The sequence below is a fragment of the Novosphingobium mangrovisedimenti genome (assembly GCF_025153475.1).
GTDB classification, from domain to species: domain Bacteria; phylum Pseudomonadota; class Alphaproteobacteria; order Sphingomonadales; family Sphingomonadaceae; genus Novosphingobium; species Novosphingobium mangrovi_A.
The window spans coordinates 100,120-113,441 of record NZ_JANZXA010000008.1 but is presented as its reverse complement, the minus strand read 5'-3'; the positions used below and the strand labels follow the sequence as shown (position 1 = coordinate 113,441).

The 13,322-nt window shown below is 65.0% G+C and carries 11 protein-coding genes; 6 read left to right on the top strand and 5 right to left on the bottom strand.

The features are described from left to right. Positions 1 to 89 precede the first annotated feature (89 nt). From NZK81_RS12895 to NZK81_RS12870, 6 genes are all read left to right on the top strand, one after another. On the top strand, positions 90 to 1,022 hold the full coding sequence (locus NZK81_RS12895) for a ribokinase (protein WP_260046498.1): 933 nt from the start codon (positions 90 to 92) through the stop codon (positions 1,020 to 1,022). A 36-nt stretch (positions 1,023 to 1,058) separates the two neighbouring features. Continuing rightward, positions 1,059 to 2,183, top strand: a complete 1,125-nt coding sequence (locus tag NZK81_RS12890) for an LLM class flavin-dependent oxidoreductase (RefSeq protein ID WP_260046497.1) — start codon at positions 1,059 to 1,061, stop codon at positions 2,181 to 2,183. Continuing rightward, positions 2,176 to 2,826, top strand: coding sequence for a cysteine hydrolase family protein (locus NZK81_RS12885; RefSeq protein WP_260046496.1), 651 nt, complete (start codon positions 2,176 to 2,178; stop codon positions 2,824 to 2,826). The genes NZK81_RS12890 and NZK81_RS12885 overlap by 8 nt, the downstream gene beginning before the upstream one ends. A gap of 116 nt (positions 2,827 to 2,942) precedes the next feature. Continuing rightward, the gene (locus NZK81_RS12880) at positions 2,943 to 4,190 is read left to right on the top strand and encodes an MFS transporter (protein WP_260046495.1); all 1,248 of its coding nucleotides are present in this window, start codon (positions 2,943 to 2,945) and stop codon (positions 4,188 to 4,190) included. Between the two features lie 33 nt (positions 4,191 to 4,223). Next, positions 4,224 to 5,618, top strand: coding sequence for a zinc-binding metallopeptidase family protein (locus NZK81_RS12875; RefSeq protein ID WP_260046494.1), 1,395 nt, complete (start codon positions 4,224 to 4,226; stop codon positions 5,616 to 5,618). Between the two features lie 164 nt (positions 5,619 to 5,782). Continuing rightward, entirely contained in the window at positions 5,783 to 8,170 is a 2,388-nt protein-coding gene (locus tag NZK81_RS12870; protein WP_260046493.1) for an acetamidase/formamidase family protein, read from the top strand. A gap of 203 nt (positions 8,171 to 8,373) precedes the next feature. Here the strand turns inward: NZK81_RS12870 and NZK81_RS12865 are convergent, their stop codons facing one another. The 5 genes from NZK81_RS12865 to NZK81_RS12845 all read right to left on the bottom strand — a co-directional run bounded on the left by NZK81_RS12865 (position 8,374) and on the right by NZK81_RS12845 (position 13,214). Beyond that, positions 8,374 to 9,186 (bottom strand): TauD/TfdA dioxygenase family protein, encoded by an 813-nt coding sequence (locus NZK81_RS12865; RefSeq protein ID WP_260046492.1) that lies wholly within the window; start codon positions 9,184 to 9,186, stop codon positions 8,374 to 8,376. 71 nt (positions 9,187 to 9,257) lie between these two features. Continuing rightward, the gene (locus NZK81_RS12860; protein ID WP_260046491.1) at positions 9,258 to 10,352 is read right to left on the bottom strand and encodes an acetamidase/formamidase family protein; all 1,095 of its coding nucleotides are present in this window, start codon (positions 10,350 to 10,352) and stop codon (positions 9,258 to 9,260) included. Positions 10,353 to 10,392: 40 nt separating this feature from the next. Beyond that, positions 10,393 to 11,175 carry a 4,5-DOPA-extradiol-dioxygenase gene (ygiD, locus tag NZK81_RS12855; protein WP_260046490.1) on the bottom strand — a complete coding sequence of 261 codons (783 nt, stop codon included), beginning with the start codon at positions 11,173 to 11,175 and terminating at the stop codon, positions 10,393 to 10,395. Positions 11,176 to 11,330: 155 nt separating this feature from the next. Beyond that, positions 11,331 to 11,816: a VOC family protein gene (locus tag NZK81_RS12850; RefSeq protein WP_260046489.1), complete on the bottom strand. Its 486-nt coding sequence runs from the start codon at positions 11,814 to 11,816 to the stop codon at positions 11,331 to 11,333. A 183-nt stretch (positions 11,817 to 11,999) separates the two neighbouring features. Next, positions 12,000 to 13,214 (bottom strand): aromatic ring-hydroxylating oxygenase subunit alpha, encoded by a 1,215-nt coding sequence (locus NZK81_RS12845; protein WP_260046488.1) that lies wholly within the window; start codon positions 13,212 to 13,214, stop codon positions 12,000 to 12,002. Between the last annotated feature and the right edge of the window lie 108 nt (positions 13,215 to 13,322).

Genomic DNA, 13,322 nt, shown 5'->3' with positions numbered 1-13,322 from the left:
CCTGCGCGCACGGTGGCTGCTCGTGCTTGACCGGTCGTGTGCGCGCATGCTGCACCCGGCTTCCACAAGCAAAAGGATGGGGCGCACACTTGGCTGTTCACATCGTCGGTTCGATCAATATTGACATTATTGCCTCGCTCGAACGCCTGCCGTTGCCGGGCGAGACCGTCATGGCCGGTGCCACTGCGAAACTGCCCGGAGGCAAGGGCGCGAACCAGGCCGTCGCGGCCGCGCGCATGGGGGCGCAGACGCGCATGATCGGCGCGGTGGGCGATGGCGATGCCGGCCGCTGGATGCGCGACAGGCTGGCCGCCGACGGGATCGATGTTTCCGGCATCGAAGTGCTCGAAGGTCAGGAAACCGGCACTGCCTATATCGCCGTCGATGCCGAGGGTGAGAACCAGATCATCGTGGTTTCTGGTGCCAATGCGCGATTGCGGCCCTGCGCGCCGGTGGACGAGGGGGTGCTGCTGGCCCAGCTTGAAGTGCCGGTTGCCACGCTCCTGCCGGTCTTCGCGCAGTCAAAGGCGATCCGTATCCTCAACACGGCGCCGGCCGTCGCCGGGGCGAGGGCGCTGTTCGAGCATGTCGATGTCCTCGTCCTCAACGAACACGAACTTGGCGTCTATGTTCCTGCCGATGGCGATGACGACGATCTGGCCCGGCGCGCGCGCAGCCTGCTGTGCCGGGATGGGCAGGCGGTCGTCATTACGCTGGGGGCGAACGGTGCACTGGCGGTGCGGAGCGACTGGCATCTCCATGTGCCGGCCGTGCCGGTGATCCCCGTCGATACGATTGGCGCGGGCGATTGTTTCTGCGGCGCGCTGGCCGCGCTGCTGGACGAAGGGCGCTGTTTGGAGGAAGCTCTGCCTTGCGCGAGTGCGGCTGCGGCGCTGTGTACGCTGGGGCAGGGAGCGGCGCCTTCGATGCCCACGCGCGCGGCCGTGGCGGACCTGCTTTTGGGGACGCCAACAGAACATGCGCTGCCAATCAAGAACGCTTCTGCGGCTTCCCTAGGCTGATTGCACGAAGCCCAGACCAACGAACAGGATTTCAGGATGACCCAGTTCCAGCCTACGCCATTCGACATTCCTTCGGACGCCGGCGGCAAGGATCTCGGCATCTTCCTTCCGATCGCGAACGGCGGGTGGATCCTCTCGAAGAACAAGCCCGAGCTCGACGGCTCCTATGCCTACAACCGCCAGTGCGCGGTGCTGGCCGAGGACGTCGGGTTCGATTTCATCATGTCGATGTCGAAGTTTCGCGGCTACGGTGGTGAGACGCACCACTGGGACAGCTCGCTCGATCCGGTCGTGCTCATGGCCGCGCTGGCCGAGGTGACCAGCAAGGTGAAGTGCTGGACCACGGTCCACACCATTCTCCAGAACCCGGCGGTCGTGGCCAAGATGATGGCGACGCTCGATCAGGTCTCGGGCGGGCGTTCGGGTCTCAACGTGGTAACCGGTTCGTACAAGGGCGAATTCTCGCAGATGGGCGCCTGGCCCGAAGGCGTCGACCACGACGGGCGCTACGATCTCGCCAAGGAATGGATCACGGCGATCAAGCGGCTGTGGAAGGAAGATTCCGTCTCGATGGATGGCAAGTACTTCCAGCTCGATGACTGCGAATCCTGGCCCAAGCCGGAAAAGCGCCCGTTCCTCGTCTGCGCCGGTTCCTCGAAGAAGGGCATGCGCTTCACCTCGGAAGAGATGGATGCGATCTTCCTGTCGGGTGCCGATCCGGAAGAACTGGCCGAGGCCAGCCGCGCCGCCAAGGCCGATGCGGCCGAGCTGGGCCGCTATGTGCGCACCTATTCGATGATGACCGTGGTCTTCGGCGATACCGACGAAGAGGCCGAGGCGACCGCGAAGCATTATGCCGAGGGCTTCGACGAAGATGCTCTGCACGGCATGATGCGGGCCTATGGCTTCCTCGATGCCGAAATCGGCAAGGAAAACGCCTTCACCAAGAAGGCCCGCTCGAGCTTCATGTCCGCGCATGTCACCGGATGCTCGCAGACCGTGACCGACCGGTTGACCAAGCTGCTCGAAGTCTCCGGCACCGACGGGCTCATGTTGATCTTCCCGGATTACCTGACCGGCATCCCCAAGTTCGGCCGCGAGGTCCTTCCGGTCCTGCGCGAGCGCTTTCCCGGCAAGGTAAAGGTCGGCAGCCATGGCTGAGGCCACTGACCTGCCGCACGTCGCGCCGGACAAGCTCGGCGCGATGCTGCCGCCGGCGACGACGGCACTCGTCGTCGTCGATATCCAGACCGATTTCGCCGCGCCCGATGGTCTCGTCGGCCGTTTCGGCGTGGACATGACGGCGATCGAGGCGGCCATCGACCGTGTCGAGGACCTGATCGCCGCCGCGCGCAAGGCGGGGGCGACGGTGGCCTTCATGCGGGTCGTCACGCGGCCCGAAACCGATCCGCCGGTGCTCAAGACGCTGATGGCCCGGCGCGGCGAACCTGGCGGCGAGGCTATCTGCCGCGTGGACGATGGCGGTGCCGACTATTACCGCGTCTCGCCCGAGCCGGGCGACATCGAGATCGACAAGCTGATGTTCGACAGCTTTCACGGCACCGATTTCGACGAGCAGCTCAAGGCGCGCGGGATCGATACCGTGGTCATGACCGGCATCACCACCGAATGCTGCGTCGATTCCACCGCGCGCTCGGCCTTCCACAACGGCTACAACGTCTTCGTTGTTTCCGATGCCTGTGCGGCATACGAACCGGAGATGCACACGGCGACGCTCAACGTGCTCGAGAAGAACCTGGCCTTGCTGGTCACCTCGGACGCGGTGGCCGGGGCCTGGGCTTGAAGCGCGCCGCCGCCATTCCTGCATTCCCGGCGAGGGCCGGTGCCTGTGGGCGCTGAGACCGGCGCATCCTTGCAGGCCGGTCCGCCCGCCCGCGCCAAAATGGAGGGTCCCAGTCTATGGCCGATGCTCTGAAATCGCTGACCCGGGGAACGCCCGGGGGCGTTCTGGCCGCATGTACCGTTGGCAATTCGGTCAGTGTGACTCCGGCGGTCCATGCCGTTTTCGGCCTGTTTCTGGTGCCGCTTTCCGAGGAGTTCGGCTGGTCGCGTGCCAGCATTTCGGGCGTGCTGGGCGTGCTGGCTCTGGTAGGGGCCGTAAGCTATCCGCTGATTGGCCGCCACGTCGACAAGGGCGGCGCGCGGCGCACCTTGCTGGCGGGTGTCTTCGGTCTGGCGCTGTCGATCGCGGCGCTGGCGATGACGGGCGGCAGCCTCCTGCAATTCTACGCGACTTTCGCCGTGCTGGCGGTCTTCGGTGCCATGGCCGGCACGCCGATCTTCCAGAAGGTGATCGCCGACTGGTTCGACAAGAACCGCGGCACTGCGCTCGGCGTCAGTGCGGGCGGGGGCAACGGGCTGGGCTCGGTGATCCTGCCGGTACTCGCCGCCGTGCTGGTGCAGACCTGGGGCTGGCGAGCCGGCTATCTCGGTGTGAGCGGCTTCATGCTGCTGATCGCATTTCCGCTGCTGTGGCTCATGCTGCGCGACAGGGCCGGTTCGGGCCATCATGTAGAGGCGGTGGAGCGCGACGGCCTCACGCTGGGCGAAGCTGCACAGACGCCGGCCTTCTGGCTGATTCTGATCGCGCTGGCGGCCGGTGCGGGCGGCACCACGGCAGTGTTCAGCCATGTCGTGCCGATCCTTGGCGATCGCGGTTTCTCGGTCGCGACCGGGACGGCGGTGGTCGGCGTCTTCGCGCTGGTTACGTCGGGCTGGCAGATCGCCACCGGGCGGATCATGGACATGATCCCGTCGCCGCGCGTCGTGGTGCCGATGTACCTCATGGCCGTTATCGGGCTGGTCCTGCTGGAAACCGGAACGGGCATGACCGCACTCGTCATCGGCGGCGCGCTGCTGGGCGTGGGGCTCGGCGGCCAGTTCGGCGCCTTACCCTATTTCATCGGCCGCTATTTCGGCACGCGCCATTTCGGCTCGGTGATCGGCGCGATGTATTCGGCGGTGATCGCCGCGCAGGGCACGACGCCGATCCTGCTCGACGCTGTGTTCGATGCGCAGCATTCCTACCGCCCGGCACTTGTCGGCGTGGGTGGAGCGCTTATGGCGGGTGCGGTCCTGCTCATGCTGCTCCCGCGCTACAATCGGGCGGCGGACGTGGGCGAAGGCCTGCTCGTCGCCGGCCACTGATCTTGCAAGACATCACGATTTCCGGAGGCCGACGTGGCTGATTTTTCCGAGCACGAACCCGCATTCGCCGATCCCGCCAAGGCGCCCTATGCCGTCAGCGAGGAAGAGCGCGCGGCGATTGCCGCGGCGATCGATACCGATGAACTGGTCGATCTGGCGCTCACGCTCGGCAACATTCCCAGCCGCTCGCGCGAGGAACTGGCCGCAGCCGAATTCGTCCACGACTGGATGGCCAAGGAAGGCTTCCGCCCGCGCAAGGTCGGCGCGACGCCCGAACGGCCCAATGTGATCGGCGAGTACGGCGGCACCGGGCGCGGCGCGAACCTGCTCTTCACCGCGCACCTGGATACCGAGAGCCCGACGGGCATGATCGAGCACGACAAGTTCCGCTACCGTGAAAGCACGCTGGCCGATCCCGAATGGACCAAGTGCTGGCTCGACGACGAGGGCCGTATTCGCGGCTATCCCGTCACCAACGATCGCGGCCCGATGTCCTGCTTCCTGATTGCGGCCAAGGCGCTGCGCAAGGCCGGTATCGGCCTGTCCGGCAAGACCTGGCTGACGGCCTGCCCGGGTGAGATCGGCCCCGAGCCGATAGAGGAATTTTCCGGTATCGAGTGGAACGGCAAGGACATCGGCGCGCACTACCTGTTCCACCACGGCGGCGTCGCGCCGGACTATGCAATTGCGGCCGAGGGTACCGACTTCGGGCTGACCTGGCAGGGCAGCGGCTATGCGCTGTTCCGCGTGCGCATCTTCGGGCAGGGCATGTTCTCGCCGATCCTCGACGCGCCGCAGAGCGCGGCCGCGCATCCCAATCCGATCTATCGTCTGGGCCCCGTGATCGACGCGCTTCATGCCTGGGGCCTCGCCTTCGAGCAGGGCAGCATCATCGAGACGGCGAGCGGCGAAGTGCGGCCCAAGGTCCAGATCGCCTCGGTGCGGGGCGGCATGCCGATCGACTTCGGCGCGGGCACCGAGGTTTGCGCGCTCTACCTCGATGTCTCGCTCAACCCGCGCCAGAAGGCGGCCGATGCCTATCACGGGATCGTCGAGGCGATGCGTGGTGTCGATGTCGAGCAGTTCGATGTCGAGCCGGTGGTGGTGCGCCACGGTTTCGAGGCGCGGCCCGGCGAAGTCGCCCCGCTGGTCGGTGCGGTCGATGCGGCCACGCGCCTGGCGCGCGGCGCGCCGTTGGAACCGGCCCATCCGGTCTATTCGAGCATGTGGCGCGATCACAACGTGTTCAACATGCACCGCGTTCCGGCCGTCACCACCGGAATGCCGCGCTGGCGGCCGACGGGAGAGGACATGGCATCGAGCGCGCTCGTCTATGCGCTTACGATGCTGGCCGTCTGCGGCAGGGGGGAGGCGCCGGCCGGTCTGGACGGTGCGACGAGCGTCTATGGAAACGACTCGCCTTTCTAGCTCTGACGGCCTCCGCCACTGCGGCTGTGCGGGCGAGTCCATGGCCGAATGAACAGCCCCCTTGTCGGTTTGGGCAACGCTGGATAGACCGTGGCGTAGGTCGCCAAAGTTAAGAAGCGTTCATTCTCCGGAGAAGGGTGCCACCATTTTCAGGTGGTCCGTAAGTGCGAATAACGACGAATGTTTATCCCAAGGAGCAGCGGCGCGATGCTTGGCGCTTCGCTCTCAAGCGCCTGTCGCTGACGCTCGACGAGGCCGACGAAGCGACTCTGTACGGCGAGCTTATCCATTTCCGTTCAAGCACTAACATCGACTTCATCCGGGTGACCGGAACCCCGCAATCCTGGTCGATCGACTTTCGCGAACAGCCCCAGACCTACTGGCTGGCGATGATCCTCGACGGCACCGCGACGATGCGCGATGCGCAGCAGACACTGAAGCTGAGCGACGGCGACATGATCTGCGGCCGGGGCGATTCGCCAGTGCATCTGGCCTTCGCCGGCGACAACCGCAGCCTGATCGTCCAGGTGCCGCACAGCGACTTGTCGATGCGCCTCAAGACGCCGATCGGCGGTGAGCCGCGCAAGATCGCCACCGATACCGGCACCGCGCGCGTCTTTGCCGGCATGCTGCGATCGCTGGCCGATACGATTTCGGACATCACCACCGATCAGGCACGGCCCGTCGAACTGGCCTTTCCCGAATTCCTCGTCACCAGCCTGCTCGACAATGCCCCGGCCAAGGCCATGGGCGGGGCGGCGGGCATGCGAGCGGCGCTGCTGGAGCGGATTTTCCAGACTATCGAGATCCGCCTGTCCGACCCCGATCTGAATTACCAGCAGGTCGCCGCCGAGCACGGCATTTCGCCGCGCTACCTGCAGAAGCTGTTCGAATCGATCAACGACAGCTTCGGCCACTACGTGAAGGTGCGGCGCCTCGAACGCTGCCGACTCGACTTGCGCAGTCCGCTCCACGTGCAGAAGTCGATCTCGGACATCCTGTTCGAATGGGGCTTCAACGATTCCGCCTCGTTCAGCCGCGCTTTCCGCGAGCAGTACGGCATTTCTCCGCGCGAATACCGCAAGGCGCAGCCGCAGGAGCAGGAAGCGGTGGAACTCCTGCGCCGGGGCCGCCCGGCGCGTGGCGAGCGTAATGCGGCCAAGCAGGACAGCCCGGCAAACGAAACGGCTGCCGAGGCCGCTGCCGAACCTGAAGCCTCGCTCGACGCAGAGATCGAGGACGAAACCGAGGTCGAGACCGACGCCGCGCAGCCAGTCGACCCTGCGAAGTTCGCCGACGGGCAGCCGGTCCGCCACCATCACCTGCCGGTTTCGCCCGAGACCGTGCACTGGGGCTATTTCAGCAAGGACCTCAAGCCCGCGCTGCATGTCCGCTCGGGCGACTTCGTCACGATCGAGACGCTGACCCATCACGCCAACGACGATCCGGAACGCATGGTGCAGGGCGATCCCGGCGCCGAAAGCGTCTATCACTGGGACGAGCACGGCAAGGCCATCGAACGCAGGGGCGCCGGGCCCATGGAGGCGACGGCATTCGGGCGTGGTCCGGGCGAGGGCTTCGGCGTGCATATCTGCACCGGCCCGATTGCCGTCGAGGGCGCCATGCCCGGCGATCTCGTCGAAGTGCGCATTCTCGATCTCAAGCCCCGGCCGAGCGGCAATTCGCGCTTTGCCGGCAAGTGCTTCGGCAGCAATGCCGCCACGTACTGGGGCTTCCACTATCAGGACCTGCTGACCGAGCCGAAAATGCGCGAGGTCGTGACGATCTACGAGGTCGAGGCGACCGGCGCGCGCACGCCCACGGCGCATGCGGTCTATTCCTATCGCTGGACCGAACAGATCGACCCCTCGGGCGTTGCCCATGCCCGCTACGATTATCCGGGCGTTCCGGTCGATCCCGCCAAGATCGAGCGCAATTACGACGTGCTGCGCAACGTCGAGATCCCGATCCGCCCGCACTTCGGCGTCATCGCCGTGGCGCCCGCGCACAACGGTCTGGTGGATTCGGTTCCGCCCGCCTCGTTCGGCGGCAATCTGGACAACTGGCGCACCGGCCCGGGCGCGCGGGTGTTCCTGCCGGTGCAGGTGGCGGGGGCGCTGCTGTCGCTGGGCGATCCCCATGCCTCGCAGGGCGACAGCGAACTGTGCGGCACGGCCATCGAATGTTCGATGACCGCGCTGATCCAGGTGGTCCATCACAAGGCATCGAGCCTGATGGAACAGCTCAAGGACGTCGATTACCCGCTGATCGAGACCGAGACCGAATGGGTCATCATGGGCTTCAGCCACCCCGACTACCTCAAGGAACTCGGCGAGGACGCCCAGAGCGAGGTCTACAAGCAAAGCTCGATCGATGGCGCCATGCGCGACGCGTTCCGCAAGGCGCGCCGCTTCCTGATGACGGCCAAGCAATTGAGCGAGGACGAGGCGATCTCGCTGCTGTCGGTGGGCGTGGACTTCGGCGTGAGTCAGGTGGTGAACGGGAATTTCGGCGTCCACGCGGTGATCCGCAAGTCGCTGTTCACGAGCTGAGGACCGGCAATCTCTGAACGGGAAGGAATTGGTTTCAGGGACGGGGGCTGAGCGAAAGCGTGATTGCTTTAACTTGAATCGTCATTGCGAGGCCCGCAGGGCCGCGGCAATCCAGGGCAGCGCCACAATGCTCTGGATTGCTTCGCTTCGCTCGCAATGACGAATGTTTCATTCAAAGATGGTCAGGATCTAGCTCATCCACCTCAGAACGGCTTGTCGCCCGCAATCGTCACGCGATAGCCCGAGCGCGTTTCGGGGAAGTAGTCCCACACCGCGAAATGCTGCGTGCAGCGGTTGTCCCAGAAGGCCACCGAGTGCGGTTGCCAGCGGAAGCGGACCTGGAAATTCGGGTCCTTGATGTGCTCGTAGAGGAAGCCGAGCACCGCATTGCTCTCTTCCTTCGAAAGTTCGGGGATGCGCGTTGTGTACGAGGAATTGACGAAGAGCAGTTTGCGCCCGGTTTCGGGGTGCGTGCGCACGACCGGGTGGGTGTTGCACTCGTAGACCTTGTCCACGTCCGGGAAGATGGCCTTGTAGACCGGGTTCGCGTCGTGGATCGCGGTCAGCGGTTCGAGAAAGGCCTTCATCGGTTCGGAAAGCGCCTCGTACGCCGCGTACATGTTGGCGAAGAGCGTATCGCCGCCCGCTTCGGGCATGGTGTGCATGTAGAGGATCGAGCCCATCGGCGGTTCGGGATCGCACGAAAGGTCGGAGTGCCACTTGTCGCCGGCGATATACTTGCTCTGGGCGTCGGCGTGGATCTGCACCACCTCGGGGAAATCGTCGAGGCCCTTCACGGCCGAATGCATGTGCAGCTTGCCGAAGGCACGGCCGAAGGTCAGGTGCGCTTCGTGGTCGATATGCTGATCGCGGAAGAAGACGACCTGGTGCTGCATCAGGGCCTCGCGGATTTCCGCGTAGGCCTGGTTGCCCAGGGGCCTGGTGAGGTCGACGCCAAAGATTTCGGCTCCGATCCGCTTGGTCACGGGGCGCACGTCGATCAGTTCATAGCCCATCTGGTCTCTTCCTTGGCCTTTCGGGGGTGTGCCGGGCGGTTGGGATGGCGCCCGGCACGTATCGTAACGTCTTATTCGGGATCTTTGACGGTGCCCTTCTCGGGGAAGATGCGCCGTTCGATCCGGCAGTGAATGCCCTGCGTGCCGTCGACGACCTGCGTCACGCCGAAGTCGGCGGCAACGCTCATCAGCGAATAGCCGTCGTTGCGCGAAAGGCCCTGATGCTCGGTGAGGAGGTGCAGCATGTCCATCGACGCGCCCTTCATCGCCTGGTCGAGGTCTTCGCCGAAGCCGTGGACGATCCAGCAGTCGGGCGTTTCGAGCAGCGGCGAGGGGAACGCAAAGTCCTTGCGCAGGATGATCTGGAACAGCACGTCGAGCGAGGATTCGATCGCGGTGCCGCTGATCTCGCCGTCGCCCTGGCTCACGTGCGGGTCGCCGATCGAGAACAGGCCGCCCTTGACCTGCACCGGATAGTACATCGTCGCGCCCGCGCCGATGCGCCAGTTGTCGATGTTGCCGCCGTGGAGACCCGGCGGGATCGTGCTCACCGGCTCGTTGACGGCAGGCGCCACGCCGGCGGTGCCGAGGTGCGGGCGCGCGGGCAGGGTGATGCCGGGAAGGGCGGGCGAGCGGTCGCATTCCGGGCAATGGGTAATGCGGCCGGGAACGACGTACTTTTCCTCGACGTCGTAGGCGTAAAGCGCGCTTGCCGTGTTGGCGTTGGGATCGATCTTGTAGATCGTGACGCGTTCGGTCTCGCCGAATTCCTCGTAGAGGTGGCCCCAGTTGGCGGCGAGGTTCGAGCCGTAGTTCATGCGCGGCTTCATCTGGAAATAGCGCACTTCCAGCATGTCGCCGGGCTCGGCGCCCTCGACGTAGATCGGGCCGGTCATGATGTGGCAGCCCGGCGCGCGGGTGGCGGGATCGATCTCGGTGAAGATGCGGCGGATGTCGTCGTCGAACATCAGCTCGGGATCATCGCCCGCGTGGTGGGTGACGGCCTGCGCCTGGATGAGGTCACCGCTCTTGACGGTGAGTGCCGGCTTGATGTCCGGGGAGAAGTATCCCCAGTGGACCGTTTCCGGCGTGGCCCTGAGATGGTGCAGCGCGCTGGGCGTTGCGGCCTTGTCGGCGGACTCGGACTTGAGGCTGATCAGTGCCATCGGAACTCCTGTGAGGCAGGTAAATGGGGGCAGGTCCGCGTCACGCCGCGTCGATCAGGACGCTGGTCATGCTGAGGGACTTGTGCTGGATGAAATGGGGCTGGAACTCGGCCGTCTCGTCTTCGTGCCTGGCACCCAGAACGTAGAGCAGCGGTAGGAAGTGGTCCGAGCTGGGAACCGAGAGGCGCGCGGCATCGCCCAGCGCTTCGTAATCGATGACGGTCTGCGGCGTATCGTCGGCGATCGCCTTGCACATCGTCGAATTGAACTGTTCGGCCCAGGGGTAGGGCGTCGCGGCCGGGTTGCCCCAGTCCATCGCGGGCAGGTTGTGGACGATGTTGCCGGTGCCCATGATGAGCACGCCCTCGTCGCGCAGTGGGCGCAGCATGCGGCCCACTTCCCAGTGCTCGGCGGGAGACTTGGCGACATCCATGCCGAGCTGGATTACCGGGATGTCCGCTTCGGGATAGGCATGGACGAGGACTGTCCAGGTGCCGTGGTCGAGGCCCCAGTTGGCATCGAGCTTGACCGGCATCGGCGCCAGCAGTTCCTGCACGCGCGCGGCGAGTTCGGGATCGCCCGGGGCCGGGTATTGCATGTCGAACAGGGCCTGCGGGAAGGCGCCGAAGTCGTGGATCGTGCGCGGCTGGGCCATGGCGGTGACGGCGGTGCCGCGCGTCTGCCAATGCGCGGAAATGCAAAGGATCGCCCGGGGCTTGCCGATGCGGTCCGCCATCTCTTTCCAGGTCTGCGTTACCGCATTGTTTTCCAGCGCGATCATGGGGCTGCCATGTCCGAAGAAGACGATCGGAAGACGGCTCATTATGCTCTGCTCCATTCCAATCCCGCGGTTTGCGACCCGAGGGGGCTCGACACTCGTCGTGTGTATGTATCGAGGCTATGAGGGGTGGGGCCTCGGGTCTTGCGGCGGTGCGCACAAGAACTTGTCGCGGCGCAGCAAGACCCTGGGCCGGCACCTTATTCGCGGGTGAAATCCTCGGGGATCTGCGGGTTTTCACCACCCTTCACCCAAAGCAGGATCTCGTTGCCCCAGGGGTCGGCGAAGCACCAGTTGAACCCGTTGAATTCCTTCCAGTAATGGTTGCGCCACAGGACCTTGGCGCCGAGCTTTTCAGCGGTGTCCAGAATGCGTTCGGGAGTGTCGTCCTCGCTCACGAGCACCCAGATGCGGGCCTTGCGGCCTTCGGTCGAAAGCGTGCGGGGCTCGACGCCTTCGGGGTTCGGGTTGGGGCGGGCGTTCCCAGCATCGAACACGCCGAAGTGCAGGTTGCCGATCTCGCTGTCGGACCCGTCCTTGTTCTTGAAGAATCCGCCCGGAACCATGCGGTGATAGAGGCCTCCCATGCGAGGGTCGTCTTCCCAGCCGAAGACTTCTGCGTAGAACTTGCCGGCCTTGGCAGGATCGTCGGTGGCGAAGTCGAAGAAAATCAGGCTGTTGGTCATCTTTAGCTCCCTTGTGCTTGGATCAAGGCCTAGAGATGGAGGGGAACTTTGCTCGCCGCCGGGCGCACAAATCCTTGATTGCCGGCGTCGGTGCGGAACGCGCCCTGGCCCACGCACAAAAAAAGGCGGCGCCCGGTCGAAACCGGACGCCGCAGCCGTCGGGAATGACGCTGTTGAAGTTTTTCAGGCGGCGCCGCTGCCGCGAATCTGGGTCACCGGAGCGGAGGGGCCGCGCCGGCGGTCCCATTCGGCCCAGTAGCGATCGACGAGCCAGACGTTGAGCAGGCGCTGGGCGCCTTCCTGCCAGGAATAGCGGCCGCGCGGGGCGTGCTTCGAACGCAGGCCCTGCTGGACGAGTTCGTCGACGTGGAAGTCCTGACCGACGATCTGCTCCACCGCCTCGTCGTTCATCTTCATCTTCAGCTCGTAGAGCGGATCGTCCATCGCTTCGGGTGCCATCAGCGTGCCGATCGTCAGCGCGTGCGATCCGGCCGAGTGCGGGTCCATGATGAGATAGAGGACGGTGTCGTTGAGAACCACCAGCGAGAGGCTTGGCGGCAGATTCACGAAGAGCAGGCGGTTCTGCTCTTCTTCGGTCAGCTTAGGAAAGACCGGGAAGACCGACTTCTGCGTCGCGTTGAACCCGGCATTGGGGTGCAGCGTGCCGTTGAGGCGGTAGTAGGCCGCCGAGTCCGCGGGGACGTCGGGGAAGCTGGCAAGGCCGCTCGGGATGAAGTCGTGCAGCGGACCGGCGTGGAGACGGCTGGCGTGATAGCCGTCGTTGTTGTTCTCCAGCATGACCTTCCAGTTCCACGGGAAGATCGTCGGTTCCTCGGGGCGCGGGCCGCGCAGCGAGGCGAAGTCGTAGTTGGCGACGACGGGTTCCAGCGCGGCAAGGCGCGGGGTGAGGGGCTCGGCATCGGGATCGAGGTTGATGAAGATGAAGCCGTGCCAGGTCTCGTGCCGGATCTGCGGCAGGGCGGCCTCTTTCTTGTCGAACTTGCACGTCTTGTTCATCGCCGGCGCGCCGACCAGGGCGCCGTCGAGATCGTAGGTCCAGTGGTGATAGGGGCACACGAAGGCGCGGGTATTGCCGTGTCCTTCGGCAACCAGCATGGCGCGGTGCTGACAGACGGACGACAGCGCCTTGATCGCGCCGTCACGCGTCCTGCACACCACGATCGGCTCGTCGGCGCGGGTCACGGTGAAGAAATCGCCCGGGTTTTCCAGCCATTCCTCGCGCCCGACGCAGAGCCATTCGCGCTGGAACAGGGCATCCATCTCGAAGCGATGGAATTCCTCGCTCGTATAGCACTCGGGGGGCAGCGTTTCGGCCTCCAGGGTGTCGAGCCTGGAGCTGGCGAGACTGTCGAAGAACTGGTCTGTAAGGATGGTCATTGCCTGTTTCCGTTTTTGGCGAACCGCCGCGTGGCCCTTGGTGTTGCGTTCGATGATAGAAACACCCTAGCCGTTGCCTTCCGCGCCGGCTTTGCGCATGGCGCAGTG